Source organism: Streptomyces sp. NBC_00273, assembly GCF_036178145.1.
In the GTDB taxonomy this organism is placed as follows: Bacteria; Actinomycetota; Actinomycetes; order Streptomycetales; family Streptomycetaceae; genus Streptomyces.
The window spans coordinates 6,278,015-6,297,030 of record NZ_CP108067.1 but is presented as its reverse complement, the minus strand read 5'-3'; the positions used below and the strand labels follow the sequence as shown (position 1 = coordinate 6,297,030).

The window sequence follows — 19,016 nt, the reverse complement described above, 5'->3', positions numbered from 1 at the left end:
ACCGTGGAGCGGGACCCGGAGCCGGTCGCGTACGACCGGGCGCGGGAGCGCGAGGTCGCCGGCCGCCATCGGCCTCCTGTCCGGGACCGGCGACCGGCGACCGGCGACCGGCGACCGGTACGGAGGGCACGGTCGTGGGCGTCGGCCTCGCGGGCCGGTTCTCCGGCCGAGCTCTTCGGGCGGGGTCTTCGGGCGGGGTCTTCGGGCGGGCTTCCGTCACGCCCCGACCGACTTGCGGGAAGGCCTGGGATGCGGTTGCGTCGAAGGAGATGGGTACGTGGTTTCCGTCTCCCCTGGGTTGGGGGTGAGCCGTCGTGCTGTTCACCCATCGCGCGGAGGCCGGCGAGCGGCTCGCCGAAGCGCTCCAGTACCTGAAGGGGGAGGATCCCGTCGTACTGGGCCTGCCCCGCGGCGGGGTCCCGGTCGCCTACCGGGTGGCCCGCGCGCTCGGCGCCCCGCTCGATGTGATCGTGGTGCGCAAGCTCGGCGTCCCCTACCACCGCGAGCTGGGCTTCGGCGCCATCGGCGAGGGCGGCGTACGCGTCCTCAGCGAGGACATCGTCCGCGGCAGCCGCCTGGGACCGCAGGACATCGAGGCGGTCGAGCGCGCCGAGGCGGCGGAGCTCGCCCGGCAGGCCACCAGGTTCCGCGGGGACCGGCCGCGGGTGCCCGTCAAGGGTCGGACCGTGATCGTCGTGGACGACGGGATCGCGACCGGGGCCACGGCCGTCGCCGCGTGCGAGGTCGCACGGGCGCAGGGCGCGGCGCGCGTGGTGCTGGCCGTTCCGGTGGCCCCGCCGGACGCGGTCGCACGGCTGGGCTCCGCGGCCGACGAGGTGGTGTGCCTGGCCACGCCGCAGGCCTTCCGGGCCGTCGGCGAGTGGTACCAGGACTTCTCCCAGACCCAGGACGAGGAGGTCGTCTTCCTGCTGGCGCGGGCGGCAGCCGACCCCGTCAACCGCCCGCCCGTCCGGGCCGTCGAGGTCGAGGTGGAAGCCGGCGGCCTCGTCCTGGCCGGGGACCTCGCCCTGCCGGAGGGCGTCGGGGCGGTCGTGGTGTTCGCGCACGGCTCCGGAAGCAGCCGCCACAGCCCGCGCAACCGGTCGGTGGCTGCCGACCTCAACCGGGCGGGCCTCGCCACCCTGCTCCTCGACCTGCTCACGCCCGACGAGGAGGCCGACCGGGCCAACGTCTTCGACATAGAGACCCTGGCCGGGCGGCTCGCGGCCGCCACCGCCTGGCTGCGCCGCCGCGAGCTCCTCCCGACGGGCTGGTTCGGGGCGAGCACCGGGGCCGCGGCGGCGCTGTGGGCGGCCGGGGAGCCGGGCGCCGAGATCGGCGCCGTGGTGTCCCGCGGTGGTCGCCCGGACCTGGCCGGTGCGCGGCTCGCCGCCGTACGGGCCCCCACGCTGCTGATCGTGGGGGGCCGGGACTCGACGGTGCTCGACCTCAACCGGCGGGCCCAGCGCGAGCTGCGCTGCGAGAACCGGCTGGAGGTCGTCCCGGGGGCCACCCACCTCTTCGAGGAGCCGGGAGCCCTGGACGAGGTGGCCGGCCTGGCCCGCGACTGGTTCACCCGTCACCTGTTGCCGCCGTAGAAGAGCCCGGCCGGCCGGGCTCTTCTACGGCGGCAACAGGTGACGGCAGCGGTGGCGCGGCAGCCGCGGCACGCGCGACGATGAGGAGATGGAGCAGGCGTCGGTGCAGGATGTCAGCACCCCGGGCCGGATCGCGTCGCCCGGTGAGGGCATCGGCCCGGAGGAGCTGGCGCTCGCGGCCCGCAACCACGGGCTTCCGCTGGAGGCCCTGCGCTACGAGGTCACACCGCCCGGACTGCACTACGTCCTGGTCCACTACGACATACCCGCCGCCGACCCGGCCGGCTGGACCCTCACCGTCGGCGGCCGGGTCCGCACCCCGCTGGCCCTGGACCTCGCCGCCCTGCGCGCGTTCCCCGCGGTCACCCACCGCGTCACCATGGAGTGCGCGGGCAACGGCCGGGCCCGCCTCACGCCCCGGCCGGTCAGCCAGCCGTGGCTGGTCGAGGCGGTGGGCACCGCCGACTGGACGGGCGTACCGCTGCGTCTGGTGCTCGCCGGGGCAGGGGTGCGGGCGGACGCCGTCGAGGCCGTGTTCACCGGCGCCGACCACGGGGTCGAACGCGGCGTCGAGCAGGACTACCGGCGCAGCCTGCCGGTGGCCGCGGCCACCGGGGACGACCCCGAGGTGCTGATCGCCTACGCCATGAACGGCCTGCCCCTGCCCCCGCAGCACGGATGTCCGCTGCGGTTGGTCGTCCCCGGCTGGTACGGCATGGCGCACGTCAAGTGGCTGCGCGAGATCACCCTCGTCGACGCGCCGTTCACCGGGTTCCAGCAGGCCGTTGCCTACCGCTACCGGCGGGCCGCCGACGATCCGGACGACCCCGGCGAGCCGGTCACCCGGATCGCGCCGCGCGCCCTGATGGTCCCGCCCGGATTCCCCGACTTCATGTCCCGCACCCGTGTCGTGCACCCCGGCCCCGTACCGCTGGAGGGGCGGGCCTGGTCCGGCCACGGGGCCGTCGACCGGGTGGAGGTGAGCGCCGACGGGGGCGGCTCCTGGATACGGGCCGAGGTCGCACCGCCGGGGCCGCACCGGTGGGCGTGGCAGGCCTGGTCCTGTGTCTGGGCGGCGGCGCCGGGCCGCCACACGCTCACCGTCCGCGCCACGGACTCCGAGGGCGGCACGCAGCCCCTCGAACAGCCCTGGAACCGGGGCGGTTTCGGCAACAATCTGGTCCAGCACGTCCCGGTCCTGTGCTGCTGAGCGGAGCGGATGGCACCCCGTGGGGTGGCGCCGGGGGCGAAGGCTCCCTCGCGTTCGCCCGGCGGGGCCCGGGCGAGACCTCGCAGATCACCGAGCCGGCGATGGGCGTGCCCCTCAGCGCCGCGCCACGACCATGCCGGCGGTGAAGGTGGAGGAGGTGTGGAAGGTGTTCGGGCCCGTCGTGGTCGCGGTGGTCACGGCAGGCCTCCCCCGCGGACGGCCAGCCCCGGCGCATCGCCCGCGCCGGGGCTGGCGCGGGCCGCGCAGCCGCCGGGTGCAGGTGACGCCGGAGGCGAGCTGCGCCCCGAATGCGTGGTCGTTGGCGCCGGCGAGGCGCCAGGTCACCGCCTCGGGACAGCCGCCGGTACCCCCTGGTCCGCGGCGCGCCCGGGCCCCTGGCGTCGTGCGACGTCCACCCACGACACGAACGGGAACCACAACCCGCGCGTGGTCTGAAACCGGCCGTCCGTCCATGGCCGCGGGCACGACGATCCACGGGCGCGCGCTGTTCGGCACGCGGACGGGTGAAGCAGTGACGAACGTGCGAACGGGAGGAGGGGTGTGCGCCCTGTGATCCCTAGGAGATACCGAGGAGCCGCACGGCTTGGTAGTAGGTCCAGGCGGTGCCCTCGCACGAGTTCCTGCGGGGGCCCGAGTACTGCGCGCAGACCCGCTTCAGGTCCGCGTGGAACGCCAGGTCCAGCCGTGCTTTGGCGGCCGGGAACAGCCCTGCCGCACGGTGGTTGCGGTAACCGAAGTCGTGGCGCGCGCAGGCGTCCGCGAAGGGGAAGCCGAGGGGATTGTCGGGGGACGAGGTGCAGTGGTCCGTCGACCAGTCGAAGCCGTACGCTGCCCAGGCCGCCCGGTGCTCGCGGGCGTCGGCCCATGCCTGGTAGCTGGCGGCGCTGGTCTGCGTCCAACGGCTCAGCACCTGCGGCTTGTCGGCCGGGACCTGCGGTGCGGACCAGGCCGCCGGGGCGAGGGCGAGCACCGCGGTGACGGCGGCGGTGGCGAGGGCGGGGACGAGGCGGTGACGGCGCATGGGGGTTCCTCGGAGCCTGGGCGGACGGGTCACCTCCGGCCAACTCCCGCGGGCACGCCTCGGTTACTGCGCGTCGATGCAACCGGACCCGACACCCTCCCAGGTATGAGTCCGTATGGGACCTGCGGCGCAGTCCCGGTTCGTCCTGAGGAGGGACGCGCGGCGGGGGCCGCCCGCCGACACTGGAAGCATGAACCGCCGCCCGCTCGTCGTCGCAGCAGCCACCGTGGGAGTCCTCGCCACTGCCGCCTTCGCGCTGCCCAATCTGCCGCCCAACCCCGTGACCGACACGATCGACAGCAAGGTGTACAAGGAGAAGGGCAAGCGCTTCGCGAGCGCCGCCGATGCCCCCACCCGCGAGAAGGCGCCGTTCGCCCTGCCCTCTTGGATACCCAAGGACGCCACCGACGTCCGCATACGGGTGCGCACGAGCGGCGAGGCCAGGCTGATCCGGTTCACCCTCGGCGCGACCCCGCTGGACGGCCCCGAGTGCGGCACGGGCACGCCGAAGCCGGTGGGCACCCCGGATCTGCACGCCAGGTGGTGGCCGGGCAGCCTGCGGGACGGTGTGCGGTCCGAGTGTCGGGGTCCCCACCAGTACCAGGTCGCGGTGCGCGGCAAGCGGGTCTATGCCTGGACGGACGGCACCCCGTCCCCGGGCTCCATGGGGCCCCGGGACGGCGCTGCCGCCTCCACGACCCGGCCCCACGGCTGACCCACGCTGTACGCCCGGCAGCCATCGCAGGCACGGCAGGCACGGCAGGCAGGTCCGGTAGATCAGGCCCCGCGGCCGGATCAGGCCGGCCCCGGACCGCTCAGTCGCGGGCCAGCGCCGCCGCGGTGGCCCGGGCGAAGCCGTCCGGGTTGTCGAGCATGATGTTGTGCCCGCAGTCGGGGACGGACACGACGGCCACGCCCGAGGCCCGGAGGGCTTCTGCGCCCGGGAGCGGGCCGTCCGCCTCGGGCAGCAGGTAGGTGCGCGGGATCTTCGACTCCTGCAACAGCTCGCGCATGGTGGGCGTGGTGCCGGCGGCCAGGTGGACGGCCGTGCGGTAGAGGGCGGTTCGGCCGGCCAGCCGCATCGTGGACCACCAGTGCGCGCCGACCCTGTCCCGTACCTCGGCCCAGCCCCCGGCCAGGAACTCCTCTTCGGTGTAGGAGGCGATCCCGCTGCTGCCGGGCGCGGCGGGAACGGGCTGCTGCGGATCCAGGTTGGCGTCGACGAGCACCAGCCGGGACACCAGGCGGGGGTGCCGGTCCGCGAGCACGATGGCCACGGCCCCGCCCATGCTGTGGGCGATCAGCTCGGCGCCCTCCACACCGGCCTCGTTGAGGGCGGCCGCCAGCGCGTCGGCATGCGCTTCGAGGGTGTAGTCGAACCCCTCGGGCCGGTCGCTGTGCCCGTGGCCCAGCAGATCGACCAGCAGCGAACGCCGCCCGGCCAGGAGCGGATGGGTGGCGCTCGCCGTGAAGTAGGCGGGCGAGGTGGCCCCGAGCCCGTGCACGTACACCCGGGCCGGCTCCTCCCCCGCCAGTTCGACCCAGCGGATCCGGTCGCCCTCGGGCGTGACCACGGCGTTCTTCACGATGTTCCCCCTCAAGTCTTCGACAGGCGCAACAGGCTAGGGGGTGTCGTGTCGATCGGGCCGGATCAGGGGGCGCCGAGGCCGCCACGCCGTGCTGCGCATCGGCTGACCATCCGTCATGCGCGCACTATCGTGGCCGGCATGGACATTCGCCGGGCCCTCACCCCCGCCGAGCTCGCAGCCGCCGAATCCCTCTTCGACGGGCCTGCCCGCAAGGAGTGGTCCGAGCGCTTCCTCGCCGCCCCGGGACACCTGATGCTCATCGCCTACGTCGACGGCGTCCCCGCCGGAATGGTCTCCGGCATCGAGATGAGCCACCCCGACAAGGGCACCGAGATGTGCCTGTACGAGCTCTCCGTGGACGAGGGGTACCGCCGTCGGGGCATCGGACGGGACCTGACCCTGGCCCTCGCCGAGGAGGCGAAGGCGCGCGGCTGCTACGGCATGTGGGTGGGGGTCGACACCGACAACGAGGCCGCCCTGGCCACCTACGAAGCTGCCGGCGCCCGCGACGAGGGCGTCTTCGCGATGCGCGGCTGGCCCCTCGCCCCGTAGCCGGGGCAGCCCGCCCGCACCCCGCCCGCACGTCGACCCACCCGGCCGCACGTCGCCCCACCCGGCCGCTCGGCTCGGCCGCTCGGCCCGGCCGCCCCTCGCGCCGCCTCCCCGGCAACCTCCGGCCGCTGCGCGGCGCTTAGGGTGTTCGCTGGTCGGCCCGTCGGTTGACCAGGGGATCGGGGGAGGCCGATGAACAGCGCGACCGAGGTGTTCGAACCGCTGCGGGCGGACGATCCGTCCACCGTGGCCGGATACCGCATCGCGGCCCGGCTCGGCGCGGGCGGCATGGGCCGGGTCTACCTGTCGCACACCCAGGGCGGACGACCGGTGGCGATCAAGGTCGTACGTCCGGAACTGGCCGAGGACCCGGCGTTCCGGCGGCGGTTCCGCCGCGAGGTGGAGGCCGCCCGGCGGGTCCGGGGCGCGTACACCGCCGAGCTGATCGACGCCGACGCGGACGGGACACCCCCCTGGCTGGCCACCCTCTACGTGCCCGGGCCCTCGCTGTCGCAGGCCGTGGCCCGCCGCGGACCGCTGCCCCTGCCCGCCGTGCTGTGGCTGCTCGCGGGCGTGGCCGAGGCCCTGCAGGCCATCCACGACGCGGGCATCGTGCACCGCGACTTGAAGCCGTCGAACGTGCTCCTCGCCGCCGACGGGCCCCGTGTCATCGACTTCGGCATCTCGCTGGCGTCCGACACCACCGCGCACACCGCCACGGGCGCCGCCATCGGCACGCCCCAGTACATGTCCCCCGAGCAGGCGTCGGCGGGTGAGGTCACGGCAGCCGCCGACGTCTTCGCGCTGGGCCAGACGGCGGCGTACGCCGCGCTGGGCGAGCCCCTCTACGGCACCGGCCCCTCCGCGACCGTGCTGTACCGGATCGTGCACTCCGCGCCCGACCTGTCCCGACTGCCGCAGGAGCTGCGTCCGCTGATCGCCCGGTGCCTGGCCGCCGATCCGCAGGACCGGGCCACCCCCGCGGAGATCGTGGCGTGGTGCCGGACGGAGCTGGGCGAGGACGCCGACGCGGACGGCGGCCCGGCGCTCTGGCGCGAGGTGACCGGACCGGAGCTGACGGTCCCGGAGCCCGTACCCGAGCCCGTACCCGAGTCGGCGCCGGCACCGGGACCGGGACCGGCACCGGGATCCACTGCGTCGCACGCCCCGGCTCCCGGCTCCCCGCACACGATGCGCCAGGTGTGGCAGCCGCCGCAGCCCGCGCATCCGGAGGCTCCCGAAGGACCGGAGCAGCGGCGGCGGCGCCGGCGGCGCAACGCGCTGGTCACCGCCGCGTCGGTGGCGGCGTCCGCAATGCTGCTGGGCACGCTGTGGGTGGTCATCGACCAGGCGGCCGACGGTCTGCGCGACCGGGCGAAGTCCCCGACGGCCGAGAGGACACCGACGGCCAAGGGGACACCGGCGGGCGGGACCCGCTCGGCGAGCGGCGACCCGACCCGCCCGGCCGCCGAATCCGCTCCGAATCCGAGCCCGAGCCCGTCCGTGAGCGCACCCCCGAAGGCCGTTCCCTACCCCTCGTTGACGCTGGACGAAGAGAACTCGATCAGCATCAAGGAACCGGTCAAGCGCGCCACTCGTGGCGGGGACCTGCGCCTCAACTGCGAACAGGTGGGCTGCACGCTGGAGAGCGACACGAGTGCGATCACCCTCCTGTCGGGCGGACCGAACGGCTCCCTCGACACCTGCCGGACCGCCCTCGAGAAGGGGGCCAAGAGAACCCAGAGCTTGGGACAGGCGGCAGCCGGCAGCGAGTTCTGCATCAAGCACCCGTCGGGGGACATCGCACTGCTCGTGCTCACGCTCAAGTCGACTCCGTGGTTGGGGGACCTACCGAGCTCCCTGAACGCGGACATGACGGTCTGGCGCGCGGCCTGACGCAGCGGTCGCCCGCGCCGGCCCGGCCTGCGACAGCGAGGGCCGGGCCCGGCCCGGATCCGCCCGTGCGGCGGCGTGTCGTGCGCCCACCCGGCGCACCCTCCGCGCGCCCGCGCCGCCGCTCGCCGAGCATCGGCCGCATGACCGCATTCGCCGCGCTCCTCCCCGCCGCCGCCCTCCTCGCGGTGGCCACCACGGCCACGACGGCCGCCACGGCCACCGTCCCCGTCACGGGGGCCCCTCCGGCTCCCCGCTCCGCCACCGCCCCCTACGTCGTCGTCCTCAAGGACACCGCCTCCCGCACCCCGACCCGCGCCCTGGCCGCCGAGGCCGTGCACGCCGGCGACGACGTCGGACCCGTCTACGAGGCCGCCCTGAACGGCTTCGCCGTCCGCACCACGGCCGCCCGGGCCGCCGCCCTGGCCGCCGACCCGCGGGTGGCCTCGGTCGAGCCGGACGCGGAGTTCCACACCACCGACACCCCGGACGCCGTCGCCGCACCCGAACAGCAGCGGGGCCCGCAGGCTCCCGCGCCCTGGCCCCTGGACCGCATCGACCAGCGCGAACTCCCGCTCGACGGCTCGTACACGTACCCCAGCAGGGCCGAGGGCGTCACCGTCTACGTCATCGACTCCGGCATCAACACCAGCCACGTGGAGTTCGGCGGCCGCGCCCGCACCGGCTACAACGCGCTGTTCCTCAGCAGCTCCCGCGACTGCAGCGGCCACGGCACGCACGTTGCGGCGACCGTGGGCGGGGAGACGTACGGGGTGGCCAAGGGGGTCTCGCTCGTCGGGGTGAAGGTGGCCGACTGCCGTGGTGCCGCGAGCCTGTCGGCGATCCTCAAGGGTCTCGACTGGGTGGTGAAGGACGCCGCCAAGGCCCCCGCCACCCCGGCCGTGGCCAACATGAGCATCGGCGGCAGCCGAAGCCACGCCCTCGAAACGGCCGTGGTCCGGGCCGTGGCCTCCGGGATCACCGTCACCGCGGCCGCCGGCAACGACGGCAAGGACGCCTGCGGCGGATCCCCGGCCTCCGTCCCCCAGGCCATCACGGTCGGCGCGACCGACTCCGAGGACCGGCGGGCGCGGTTCTCCAACTACGGTCCCTGCGTGGACCTCTCGGCTCCGGGCGTGGGCATCACCTCGGCCTGGAAGGACTCCACCACCGCCACGGCCCGCGCCTCCGGCACCTCGATGGCCGCCCCGCACGTGGCCGGGGTCGCCGCCCTCATCCTGGCGCGCGGTACGGCGCGCACCCCGGCGCAGGTGTCGGAGGAACTGCTGCACAGCGCCGTGTCCGACCGGATCACCGGGCTCCCGACCGGCACCCCGAACCTGCTGCTCCACACGCCCACCCGGCGCTAGGTCCCCGCCCACCCCGACCGGTCGGAATCCGATGGCCCATCAGACCTCCTCTGATGGGCCATCAATTTCTGTGTGCTTCGGGGCAAAGCAAGTCATTGACTTCTCATCACGGTGACGCGTCAATATCGGCCACCGCACCGGCTCGGCCTCCCCCACACAGCGGGTGGGGGGAGGGGTTCGTCATGACGAAGGAGTCGCGACCCAGTGAGTACGAGAACGCATCGACGAAGAGTGCTGGCCGGGACGGCTGCCCTGTCCCTGGCCCTGACGGGCACGGTGGTGGGTCTGGCGGGCTCCGCGCAGGCCGCGACCAAGACCACGGCCGTCTTCGAGAACTGCGACGCCCCGGCGCCGCAGCCCGACGGCTCGGGCAACCAGAACTGGACGGTCACCCTGCCCGACGGTGCCAAGGCCGGTGACGTCGTTCCGATCACGATCGACCCGGGCGCGAGCCCGCTGATCCCCGGGTTCTCCGTCACCACGGTGAACACCTCCAAGATCACCCTCAAGGTCGGCTCCACCACCCAGGTGGTCACCAGCCCGCCGGAGACCGTCTCGGTCATCGCCGGACAGCCGCTCGACCCCAAGGCGTTCTCCGGAACGATCAAGATCCCGGACGGCAGCGAGGGCACCACGGTCCAGGTGGCCCTGGACCTCGCGGTGACCGACGCGGACCTTTCCGGTTCGGTCTTCACCACCACCTGCACCCCGGCGCCGCGCCCGAGCGCCTCGCTCGGCTCGGTCGCGGTCGAAGCCCTCCCCAAGGACCCGATCACCACGAAGCTGACGCCCAACAGCGGCCCGGCGGGCACCGCCGTCACCGTGACCGGCGCCAACTTCCCGGCGGGCGCCGTCACCTGCTCCGCCCTGCTCGCAGGCGCGGTGACCGGTGACACCGGTGCGGGCACGGCCGACGCGTCAGGCGCTGCCACCTGCAACATCACGGTCACCAAGAAGGCCGACGCGATCAGGATCGACGGTTCGATCACCCCGTACAAGGCCTTCGTGTTCCTGGAGGAGCAGGCCGGCGTGAAGAACCCGGTCGACGTCGAGGTCCTGCCCGGCCCGCTGGGCCTCGGTCCGAAGGACGGCCAGCCGGCCGTCAGCTTCGGCGCGGTCACCATCAACGGAAAGGCCCAGTCGGTGGTCGGCGTCTTCAACGCCGCGACCGTCCAGGACTTCCGCGGCGGTTCGCTCGGCTGGGACGTGACGGCGACGCGCACGCCGTTCCTGAACCAGGCCACCGGCCACTCGATGGCGAAGGCGCAGATCGGCATCCAGCCGTCCTGCACCGTCACCAACCCGGACAGCCCGAGCACCTGCACCGCGGGCACGCCCGGCGCGATCTCCGACGTCCCGATGAAGGTGGCCTCCCAGGCCGCCGGCGGGGACGAGCTGACCGGCGGTGAGTTCGCCGTCGGCGGCGCCGGGATGATCCAGCTCCCGCCCTTCATGTTCGCGGACACCTACCAGACGGTCGTGACCTTCTCGATCAGCTGACCCGTCCGGCCGTTCGACCCAGGGTGGTGCGGCGCTCCGGCGCCGCACCACCCCTTTCCCCTTTTCCGCGCCCACTGGAGACCGCCCATGCGCACCCGCACCCGCAGCCTCAGCCGCACCCGTGGCCGCACCCGCACCCTCCTGCACGGCCTGCTCCTCGGTCTGCTGCTCGGCGGCGCGGGCCTGCTGCCGGCCACCGCTGCGCGCGCCGCGGACAACGGCACGTGGGGGGTGTTCCCGACGCCCGCGGCCGGTGCGGCGATGACCGACCGCGCGTACTTCTTCCACCAGGGCGCGGCCGGGAGCACGCTGAGCGACAGCGTGACGATCGTGAACTCCTCCGACAAGGAGCTGACGTTCCAGGTCTTCGCCACCGACGCCGTGAACACCCCGGAGGGCGGCGCCTTCGCGCTGCTGCCGGTGGAGACGAAGCCGAAGGACGTCGGCGCGTGGGTCGCACTGGCACCGGAGACCGCGAGCACCGTCACCGTGCCCGCCAAGGGCCGCAAGGACATCCCGTTCACCGTGAAGGTCCCGGCGGACGCGACGCCCGGTGATCACGTCGGCGGGATCGTCGCCCTGGGCACCGCCGTGGAGGGCGTGCAGCAGGAGGGCAAGGTCCAGGTCGGGGTGAAGCGCTCGGTGGGCGCCCGGCTGTACTTCCGGGTGCCGGGGCCGGTCACGGCGGGGCTGAGCGTGGAGGACGTACGGGTCAGCCGCTCGGCGCCGCTGCTGCCCTGGGTGCGCAACGCCCGCGCCACGGTCTCGTACGCGCTGGTCAACCGGGGCAACGTGGTCGTGGAGCCCAAGGTGGCGGTGTCCGCCGAGGGCCTGTTCGGGCGCGAGGTGCTGGACCGGCCCGCCCGCGAGCTGAAGCTGTCCCTGCTGCCCGGGCAGCGGATCGAGCTGACCGAACCGTGGCCGGACGCCCCCCAGTCGGACTGGGTGACCGTCAAGGTCACGGCGGGCGCGGCGGCCCACCCCGATCTGGTCTCGGAGGCCGGGACCGACTTCATCGCCGTGCCCTGGCCGGCCGTGAGCCTGCTCCTGGTGCTGGCGGGCGCGGGCGCCGCGGTGTGGGTGCTGCGCCGACGTCGCCGCGCGGCGGGCGAGCAGCCGCACCCCGTACCGGACCTGGCCCGGACGCCCTGACCGGTACGGATGCCCTGACCGGACGGATGCCCTGACCGGTACGGATGCCCGCGGACGACGACGACGGCCGGTCACGGCACCCGTAGCTCCTGCACCACGGTGTCGCGCAGCTCCCGCACCTGCTCCCGGCTCAGGCGCCGGACGTCCCGGACGAGGCCGGCCACCTCGACGGCGGCCAGGGGCGGCGGACGGTGTCCGTCGGGCAGGCCGATGCCGGTCAGTACGGCGAGATCGTCGGCGCGGATGCCGAGCACGGTCGCGTAGTCGGCCTGGAGATCGGGGCTCAGCTCCTTCAGGCCACGGCCCACCTGCCCGTACGTGGCCGGGGACCAGTACCGGCCGGTCAGGGACAGGAACACCCTCGCTCCGGCCGACCACCCCAGGTTCCGGTTGGCGAGCAGGCGCATGAGCAGTCCGCCGGGGCCCGGCGGGTACTGCAGGTACGGGCGCGGTTCCGGGGCCGGACGGGTGCGGTCCTGCTGCGGCAGGGCCGCCGCGATCCGGCGCAACCGCTCCAGATCCTGCCGCGGCAGGCCGATGGCGTCCCGGGCGAGAACGGCCGCTTCTCCCCCGGCGTCCGGATCGAGGGGCGTCATCTCCGGCGGCAGGGCCACGGAGGCGATGACGAACAGGTCTTCGGCGTGCAGCTGGAGGACGGGGGCGAGCCGTCGCAGCAGCGACGGCTCCGGCGCCGCGCCGTCGCACACGGCCCGCAGCTCGGGCTCCGGGACGGCGGACAGGCGGGCCAGGCCGTCGACGCCCAGCCCGCGGTGCTCCGCCAGCCTGGTCAACAGCACGTCGAAGTGCGGGAGTTCGGTCATGCGGATGAGCGTAGACGGCAGGGCGCGGCAGCAGCCCCCGGCCGGAGGAAGGTGGCCGGGGGCTGCTGGGGGTGCCGGGTGCGGGGCGGTGGGACGGGTGTCAGTGGTTGCGGGGGAAGCCCAGGTCCACGCCGATGTGGCCCTCGGAGGGGTCCGGCCAGCGGGTCGTGACGACCTTGCCGCGGGTGTAGAAGTGGATGCCGTCGTTGCCGTAGATGTGGTGGTCGCCGAAGAGCGAGTCCTTCCAGCCACCGAAGGAGTGGTAGCCCACCGGCACCGGGATCGGGACGTTGACGCCGACCATGCCGGCCTCGATCTCCAGCTGGAAGCGGCGGGCGGCGCCGCCGTCGCGGGTGAAGATCGCGGTGCCGTTGCCGAACGGCGAGGCGTTGATGAGGGCCACGCCCTCCTCGTAGGTCTCGGCGCGCAGCACGCACAGGACCGGGCCGAAGATCTCGTCGCGGTAGGCGTCGGAGTCGGTCTTCACGCGGTCCAGCAGGGACAGGCCGATCCAGTGGCCGTTCTCGTTGCCCTCAACGGTGAAGCCGGTGCCGTCGAGGACGACCTCCGCGCCCTGGTCGGCCGCGCCCTTGACGTACGAGGCGACCTTGTCGCGGTGGGCGGCGGTGATCAGCGGGCCCATCTCGGAGGTCGGGTCGTTGCCGGGGCCGATCTTGATCTTCTCGGCGCGCTCGCGGATCTTCTCGACGAGCTCGTCGCCGATCGCGCCGACGGCCACGACGGCGGAGATCGCCATGCAGCGCTCACCGGCCGAGCCGTAGGCGGCCGACACGGCCGCGTCGGCGGCGGCGTCCAGGTCGGCGTCCGGCAGCACCAGCATGTGGTTCTTGGCGCCGCCCAGGGCCTGGACGCGCTTGCCGTTGGCCGAGGCGGTGGTGTGGATGTGGCGGGCGATCGGGGTCGAGCCGACGAAGGAGACGGCCGCGATGCCGGGGTGGGCGAGCAGCGCGTCGACGGCCACCTTGTCGCCGTGGACCACGTTCAGCACGCCGGCCGGGAGACCGGCCTCGGTCGCCAGCTCGGCGAGCTTGTTGGCGGCCGACGGGTCCTTCTCGCTCGGCTTGAGGATGAAGGTGTTTCCGCAGGCCACGGCCAGCGGGAACATCCACATCGGGACCATCGCCGGGAAGTTGAACGGGGTGATGCCCGCGACGACGCCCAGCGGCTGGCGGATCGAGGAGACGTCCACCCGGCTGGAGACGGAGGTGGACAGCTCGCCCTTGAGCTGCGTGGTGATGCCGCAGGCCAGCTCGACGATCTCCAGGCCACGGGCGACCTCACCCAGCGCGTCCGAGTGGACCTTGCCGTGCTCGGCGGTGATCAGCGCGGCGATCTCGTCGCGGTTGGCGTCGAGCAGGGCGCGGTAGGCGAACAGCACCTTGGTGCGGGCGGCCAGCGAGGACTGGCCCCAGCTGAGGTAGGCCTCCCGGGCGACCTGTACGGCCGCGTCGACCTCGTCGGCCGAGGCGAGCGCGACCTGCGTGGTGACCTCGCCGGTGGCCGGGTCGGTGACCGGGCCGTAGTTGCCCGACGCGCCCTCGACGGTCTTGCCACCGATCCAGTGGTTGACGGTCTTCATTGCCTTGCTCCTTCACAGATGGCGACGTCGCTGCGCGGCTTGCCGGTCGTACTCTTCACGGGCCGTGGCAGCGGCCTTGCGGGTCGCGGTCTCGGCCACAGGAACATCCCACCACGCCTGTGCCGGGGGCGGGCCCGACACAGTGTCGGGCGTTCGGGTCTGTACGTAGACACATGTGGGGCGGGTCGCGATGCGGGCCTCGGCGAGGGCTTCGCGCAGGTCACGCGTGGTGCGGGCGCGGATCACGGCCATCCCGAGGGAGCCCGCGTTGGCCGCGAGGTCCACCGGAAGGGGGTCCCCCGTGTACCCGGAGTCGGGCGCCCGGAAGCGGTACGCGGTGCCGAAGCCCTCGCCGCCCACCGCCCCCGACAGGCCTCCGATGGAGGCGTAGCCGTGGTTGTCGAGGATGACCACCTTGATCGGGAGGCCCTCCTGGACGGCCGTGACGATCTCGGTCGGATTCATCAGGTACGTCCCGTCGCCGACCAGCGCCCACACCGGCCGGCCGGGCGCGGCCAGCGCCACGCCGATGGCCGCGGGGATCTCGTAGCCCATGCAGGAGTACCCGTACTCCACGTGGTACTGGTCCTGCGACCGGGCCCGCCACAGCTTGTGCAGGTCGCCGGGGAGGGAGCCGGCCGCGTTGATCAGGATGTCGGTGCCGTCGACCAGGGCGTCGAGCAGCCCGAGCACCTGGGCCTGGGTGGGCGGGGCGTCCTCGTCCGCCTCCGGGACGGCGTAGGCCCGCTCGACGCGGCTCTCCCAGCGCGCCCGCTCCGCCGCGTACCCCGCCCCGTACGCCGGGTCCGCCCGGTGGCCGGCGAGGGCGACCCGCAGCTCGTCGAGTCCCTCGCGGGCGTCGGTGACCAGGGGCAGGGCGGCGAGTTTGTGGGCGTCGTACGGGTCCAGGTTGAGGCCGACGAACCGGACGGCGGGGTGCTGGAAGAGGGTTGCGGAGGCGGTGGTGAAGTCGGTCAGCCGGGTCCCGGCGGCGATGACGAGGTCGGCCTCCCGGGCGAGCGCGGCGGCGGTGGAGGTGCCGGTATAGCCGATCCCGCCCACGTCGGCGGGGTGCCCGTACGGCAGGACGCCCTTGCCCGCCTGGGTGACGGCGACCGGGATCCCCGTGGCCTCGGCGAAGGCGGCCAGGGCCGCGCCGGCCTCGCTGTGCCGGATCCCGCCGCCGGCGACGATCAGCGGGCGCGCGGAGCCCCGTACGGCCTCGGCGGCGCGGGCCAGCTCGTGCCGGTCGGGACGGGGCCGGCGCACGCCCCACACGCGCTCGGCGAAGAACTCCTCCGGCCAGTCGTACGCCTGCGCCTGCACGTCCTGCGGGAGCGCGAGGGTGACGGCGCCGGTCTGCACGGGGTCGGTGAGCACCCGCACGGCCTGGAGGGCGGCCGGGATCAGGGCCTCGGGGCGGGTGATCCGGTCGAAGTGGCGGGAGACGGGGCGCAGGGTGTCGTTGACGGAGACGTCCCCGGCGTGGGGGACCTCCAGCTGCTGGAGCACGGGATCGGCGGGCCGGGTGGCGAACGTGTCGCCGGGCAGCAGGAGCACCGGGATCCGGTTGATGGTGGCGAGGGCGGCGCCGGTGACGAGGTTGGTGGCGCCGGGCCCGATGGAGGTGGTGACGGCGTGCGCGGAGAGGCGGCCGCTCTGGCGGGCGTATCCGACGGCGGCGTGGACCATGGCCTGCTCGTTGCGGCCCTGGAGGAAGGGCATGGCGTCGGGCCCGGTCTCCAGGAGGGCCTGGCCGATGCCGGCGACGTTCCCGTGCCCGAAGATCCCCCAGGTGGCGGCGATCAGCCGGCGGCGGTGTCCGTCGCGCTCGGTGTACTGGCGGGACAGGAAACGGACGAGCGCCTGCGCGACGGTGAGCCTCACCGGTGGTCCTCCGTTCGGGAGAAGGGCAGCCGGGGGTCGATGTCCTGGCCGTCCCAGCTGCCGCGGATCCAGCCGTGGTCGGGATGGTCCCGGATCAGCCACTCCCGGGTCGGGCCCGGTCCGGCCATCACGTTCAGGTAGTACATGTCGTGCCCGGGGGCGGCCACGGACGGCCCGTGCCAGCCGTCGGGGATCAGCACCGCGTCCCCGGTCCGCACCTCGGTGAGGATGTCGGTCTTCCCGGCCGGGGAGGGGGTGACGCGCTGGTAGCCGAGCCCGGGGGTGTCGCCGTGCGGGGCGATCTCGAAGTAGTACATCTCCTCCAGGCGGGACTCCTCGCCGGGGTGGTGCTCGTCGTGCTTGTGGGGCGGGTACGAGGACCAGTTCCCGCCGGGGGTGAGCACCTCGACGGCGATGAGGCGGTCGCAGTCGAAGCCGTCCGGGCCGGCGGTGGCGAAGTTGTTGATCTGCCGCGAGCACTGGCCGGCGCCGCGGAGCTCTACGGGGACCTTGCCGGCGGGCCCGTACCGGGCGGGGAGCCGCGTCTCGCACCGGGCCCCGGCGAGGGCGAACCGGCCGCCGGCAGCCGACCGGATCTCCGCGTCCGCGTCCCGCGGCAGGTACGCGAAGTCGGTGACGCCGCTGAACACCCCCGTCCGCCCGTGCAGTTGGAACACCTCCGGTCCGTTCCCGGGGCTCTGCCCCGGACCCCGCGCCTCAAACGCCGGCGAGGCCGGGTTCGGCAGGGCGCGGCAGCGGACCTCGCAGGCGCCCGACAGTGGGAGCACGATCCACTCGCACTCCCCGCACGCGTGCGCGTACGCCTCCCCCGGGGCCAGGTCGAGGACCAACAGCCTCGTCCACTCCATCCCCCACTCAGACACCACCGGCACGTCCCAGCACCTCCTCCACCTCGTGCGAGAACGGCATCGCGCTCGAACACGCCAGCCGCGAGGCGACGATCGCCCCGGCCGCGTTCGCGTACCGCACCACTCGCTCCAGTTCCCATCCCGCCAGCAGTCCGTGGCACAGCGCCCCGCCGAACGCGTCTCCCGCGCCCAGTCCGTTGACCACCTCCACCGGCACCGGCGCGACCTCCGCCACCGTGCCGTCGCGGTGGACCGCTAGCACGCCCTCCGGGCCGCGCTTGACCACCGCCAGTTCCACACCCGCCGCGAGCAGCGCCCGCGCCGCCGCGTGCGGATCCGAGGCGCCCGTGGCGATCTCGCACTCCTCCGCGTTCCCCACGGCCACCGTCGCCGACCGCAGCGCCCGCTCGTAGTACGGCCCCGGCTTCTCCCGCCACAGCATCGGCCGCCAGTCCAGGTCGAAGACCGTCGTCCCGGTCCGCGCGCGGGCCTCCAGCGCCGCCAGCGTCGCCGCCCGTGAGGGCTCCTCGCTCAGGCCCGTACCCGTCATCCAGAACACGCGGGCCGCCCGTACCGCCGCCAGGTCCACCTCGTCCGCCGCGATCTCCAGGTCCGGGGCCTTCGGCAGCCGGTAGAAGTAGAGCGGGAAGTGGTCCGGCGGGAAGATCTCGCAGAAGGTGACGGGGGTCGGCAGCCCGGCGACCTCGGCGACCCACCGGTCGTCCACCCCGAACCCCCGCAGTTCGGAGCGCAGGTAGCCGCCGAAGGGGTCCGCGCCGGTACGGGTGATCACCGCCACCCGGCGTCCCAGCCGGGCCGCCGCGACGGCCACGTTGGTCGGGGAGCCGCCCAGGAACTTGCCGAACGTCTCCGCCTCGGCCAGTGGTACGCCCGTCGTCAACGGGTAGAGATCCACCCCGATCCGGCCCATCGTGATCAGGTCGAACGCGAACGGATCGCCGGTGCCGGTCACAGTCAGTCCTCCCATTGGTCCTCCACCCTAAGGTGGCCGTTATGACGTCCTCCCCGCCCGCGTTGACCCGTATCCGCATCGGTTCGGCTCCGGACTCCTGGGGTGTCTGGTTTCCCGACGACCCCCGACAGACGCCCTGGGAACGTTTCCTCGACGAGGTCGCCGACGCCGGGTACGAGTGGATCGAACTCGGCCCGTACGGCTATCTGCCCACCGATCCCGCCCGCCTCGCCGAGGAAACGGCCAAGCGCGGGCTGCGCGTCTCGGCCGGAACCGTCTTCACCGGACTCCATCACGGGCCCGCCGTGTGGGAGGACACCTGGACGCACGTGTCGCAAATCGCGGCGCTGACCCGGGCCATGGGCGCGGCCCATCTCGTCGTCATCCCCTCCTTCTGGCGGGACGACAAGACCGGGGAGGTGCTGGAGGACCGCATCCTGTCCCCCGCCCAGTGGCGCGAACTGACCTCGCAGACCGAGCGCCTCGGCCGGGAGGTCCAGGACCGGTACGGGCTGCGGATCGTCGTCCATCCGCACGCCGACACCCACATCGACACCCCGGAGAACGTGGCCCGCTTCCTGGACGCCACCGACCCCGGGCTCGTCTCCCTCTGCCTGGACACGGGGCACTACGCGTACTGCGGCGGGGACAGCGTGCAGGCCGTGGAGACCTTCGGCGAGCGGATCGGCTACCTCCACCTCAAGCAGGTGGATCCGCGGATCCTGGCCGAAGTCGTCGCCGAGGGGCTGCCCTTCGGGCCGGCCGTGGGCCGTGGGGTGATGTGCGAACCGCCCTCGGGGGTGCCCGCGCTGGAACCGGTGCTCGCGGCGGCCCAGCGGCTGGACGTGGACCTGTTCGCCATCGTGGAGCAGGACATGTACCCGTGTTCGCCCGACCGGCCGCTGCCGATCGCCCGGCGCACCCGCGCCTACCTCCGCTCCTGCGGCGCCCGCTGACCCT

General features: G+C 74.0%; 17 protein-coding genes. 9 read left to right on the top strand and 8 right to left on the bottom strand.

Translation table 11 applies throughout. The annotated features are described in order from the left end of the window. The first annotated feature begins 314 nt into the window (after positions 1-314). On the top strand, positions 315-1,598 hold the full coding sequence (locus tag OG386_RS27885; protein WP_328790385.1) for a phosphoribosyltransferase: 1,284 nt from the start codon (positions 315-317) through the stop codon (positions 1,596-1,598). 88 nt (positions 1,599-1,686) lie between these two features. After that, positions 1,687-2,808 (top strand): sulfite oxidase, encoded by a 1,122-nt coding sequence (locus OG386_RS27880; RefSeq protein WP_328790384.1) that lies wholly within the window; start codon positions 1,687-1,689, stop codon positions 2,806-2,808. A 114-nt stretch (positions 2,809-2,922) separates the two neighbouring features. On the opposite strand, the gene OG386_RS27875 is transcribed toward OG386_RS27880, so the two are convergent. Continuing rightward, positions 2,923-3,153: a hypothetical protein gene (locus OG386_RS27875; protein WP_328790383.1), complete on the bottom strand. Its 231-nt coding sequence runs from the start codon at positions 3,151-3,153 to the stop codon at positions 2,923-2,925. 232 nt (positions 3,154-3,385) lie between these two features. Next, positions 3,386-3,850: a phospholipase gene (locus OG386_RS27870; RefSeq protein ID WP_328790382.1), complete on the bottom strand. Its 465-nt coding sequence runs from the start codon at positions 3,848-3,850 to the stop codon at positions 3,386-3,388. A 190-nt stretch (positions 3,851-4,040) separates the two neighbouring features. On the opposite strand from OG386_RS27870, the gene OG386_RS27865 reads away from it, so the two are divergent. Next, complete coding sequence (locus OG386_RS27865; protein WP_328790381.1) at positions 4,041-4,565, top strand: hypothetical protein; 525 nt, start codon at positions 4,041-4,043, stop codon at positions 4,563-4,565. Positions 4,566-4,665: 100 nt separating this feature from the next. Here the strand turns inward: OG386_RS27865 and OG386_RS27860 are convergent, their stop codons facing one another. Further along, on the bottom strand, positions 4,666-5,436 hold the full coding sequence (locus OG386_RS27860; protein WP_328790380.1) for an alpha/beta fold hydrolase: 771 nt from the start codon (positions 5,434-5,436) through the stop codon (positions 4,666-4,668). Between the two features lie 141 nt (positions 5,437-5,577). Between OG386_RS27860 and OG386_RS27855 the strand changes: the two genes are divergently transcribed. The 5 genes from OG386_RS27855 to OG386_RS27835 all read left to right on the top strand — a co-directional run bounded on the left by OG386_RS27855 (position 5,578) and on the right by OG386_RS27835 (position 11,906). Continuing rightward, positions 5,578-5,991 carry a GNAT family N-acetyltransferase gene (locus tag OG386_RS27855; protein WP_328790379.1) on the top strand — a complete coding sequence of 138 codons (414 nt, stop codon included), beginning with the start codon at positions 5,578-5,580 and terminating at the stop codon, positions 5,989-5,991. Between the two features lie 192 nt (positions 5,992-6,183). Next, positions 6,184-7,887: a serine/threonine-protein kinase gene (locus OG386_RS27850; RefSeq protein ID WP_328790378.1), complete on the top strand. Its 1,704-nt coding sequence runs from the start codon at positions 6,184-6,186 to the stop codon at positions 7,885-7,887. A 140-nt stretch (positions 7,888-8,027) separates the two neighbouring features. Beyond that, the gene (locus OG386_RS27845) at positions 8,028-9,254 is read left to right on the top strand and encodes a S8 family peptidase (RefSeq protein ID WP_328790377.1); all 1,227 of its coding nucleotides are present in this window, start codon (positions 8,028-8,030) and stop codon (positions 9,252-9,254) included. Between the two features lie 204 nt (positions 9,255-9,458). Beyond that, positions 9,459-10,754, top strand: a complete 1,296-nt coding sequence (locus OG386_RS27840; protein ID WP_328790376.1) for a hypothetical protein — start codon at positions 9,459-9,461, stop codon at positions 10,752-10,754. Positions 10,755-10,841: 87 nt separating this feature from the next. Then, positions 10,842-11,906 (top strand): WxL protein peptidoglycan domain-containing protein, encoded by a 1,065-nt coding sequence (locus OG386_RS27835; RefSeq protein ID WP_328790375.1) that lies wholly within the window; start codon positions 10,842-10,844, stop codon positions 11,904-11,906. A 71-nt stretch (positions 11,907-11,977) separates the two neighbouring features. Here the strand turns inward: OG386_RS27835 and OG386_RS27830 are convergent, their stop codons facing one another. The 5 genes from OG386_RS27830 to iolC form a co-directional block, all read right to left on the bottom strand. Next, positions 11,978-12,727 carry a hypothetical protein gene (locus OG386_RS27830; RefSeq protein ID WP_328790374.1) on the bottom strand — a complete coding sequence of 250 codons (750 nt, stop codon included), beginning with the start codon at positions 12,725-12,727 and terminating at the stop codon, positions 11,978-11,980. Between the two features lie 100 nt (positions 12,728-12,827). After that, positions 12,828-14,327 carry a CoA-acylating methylmalonate-semialdehyde dehydrogenase gene (locus OG386_RS27825; RefSeq protein ID WP_328790373.1) on the bottom strand — a complete coding sequence of 500 codons (1,500 nt, stop codon included), beginning with the start codon at positions 14,325-14,327 and terminating at the stop codon, positions 12,828-12,830. 12 nt (positions 14,328-14,339) lie between these two features. Then, positions 14,340-16,214 carry a 3D-(3,5/4)-trihydroxycyclohexane-1,2-dione acylhydrolase (decyclizing) gene (gene iolD, locus OG386_RS27820; protein WP_328790372.1) on the bottom strand — a complete coding sequence of 625 codons (1,875 nt, stop codon included), beginning with the start codon at positions 16,212-16,214 and terminating at the stop codon, positions 14,340-14,342. Then, a complete protein-coding gene (gene iolB / locus OG386_RS27815) occupies positions 16,211-17,083 on the bottom strand; it encodes a 5-deoxy-glucuronate isomerase (RefSeq protein ID WP_328793383.1) in 873 nt (290 codons plus the stop codon). Before iolB ends, iolD begins: the two co-directional genes overlap by 4 nt. A gap of 7 nt (positions 17,084-17,090) precedes the next feature. Then, positions 17,091-18,071 carry a 5-dehydro-2-deoxygluconokinase gene (iolC, locus tag OG386_RS27810; RefSeq protein WP_328790371.1) on the bottom strand — a complete coding sequence of 327 codons (981 nt, stop codon included), beginning with the start codon at positions 18,069-18,071 and terminating at the stop codon, positions 17,091-17,093. Positions 18,072-18,097: 26 nt separating this feature from the next. Between iolC and OG386_RS27805 the strand changes: the two genes are divergently transcribed. Continuing rightward, a complete protein-coding gene (locus OG386_RS27805; RefSeq protein ID WP_328790370.1) occupies positions 18,098-19,012 on the top strand; it encodes a sugar phosphate isomerase/epimerase family protein in 915 nt (304 codons plus the stop codon). Positions 19,013-19,016 lie beyond the last annotated feature (4 nt).

Coding starts and splice junctions, on each gene's coding strand:
- OG386_RS27805 (WP_328790370.1), top strand. CDS start 18,098: ATGACGTCCTCCCCGCCCGCGTTGACCCGTATCCGCATCGGTTCGGCT.
- iolB (WP_328793383.1), bottom strand. CDS start 17,083: ATGGAGTGGACGAGGCTGTTGGTCCTCGACCTGGCCCCGGGGGAGGCG.
- OG386_RS27835 (WP_328790375.1), top strand. CDS start 10,842: ATGCGCACCCGCACCCGCAGCCTCAGCCGCACCCGTGGCCGCACCCGC.
- OG386_RS27845 (WP_328790377.1), top strand. CDS start 8,028: ATGACCGCATTCGCCGCGCTCCTCCCCGCCGCCGCCCTCCTCGCGGTG.
- OG386_RS27865 (WP_328790381.1), top strand. CDS start 4,041: ATGAACCGCCGCCCGCTCGTCGTCGCAGCAGCCACCGTGGGAGTCCTC.
- OG386_RS27855 (WP_328790379.1), top strand. CDS start 5,578: ATGGACATTCGCCGGGCCCTCACCCCCGCCGAGCTCGCAGCCGCCGAA.
- OG386_RS27830 (WP_328790374.1), bottom strand. CDS start 12,727: ATGACCGAACTCCCGCACTTCGACGTGCTGTTGACCAGGCTGGCGGAG.
- OG386_RS27870 (WP_328790382.1), bottom strand. CDS start 3,850: ATGCGCCGTCACCGCCTCGTCCCCGCCCTCGCCACCGCCGCCGTCACC.
- iolC (WP_328790371.1), bottom strand. CDS start 18,071: ATGGGAGGACTGACTGTGACCGGCACCGGCGATCCGTTCGCGTTCGAC.
- OG386_RS27880 (WP_328790384.1), top strand. CDS start 1,687: ATGGAGCAGGCGTCGGTGCAGGATGTCAGCACCCCGGGCCGGATCGCG.
- OG386_RS27850 (WP_328790378.1), top strand. CDS start 6,184: ATGAACAGCGCGACCGAGGTGTTCGAACCGCTGCGGGCGGACGATCCG.
- OG386_RS27825 (WP_328790373.1), bottom strand. CDS start 14,327: ATGAAGACCGTCAACCACTGGATCGGTGGCAAGACCGTCGAGGGCGCG.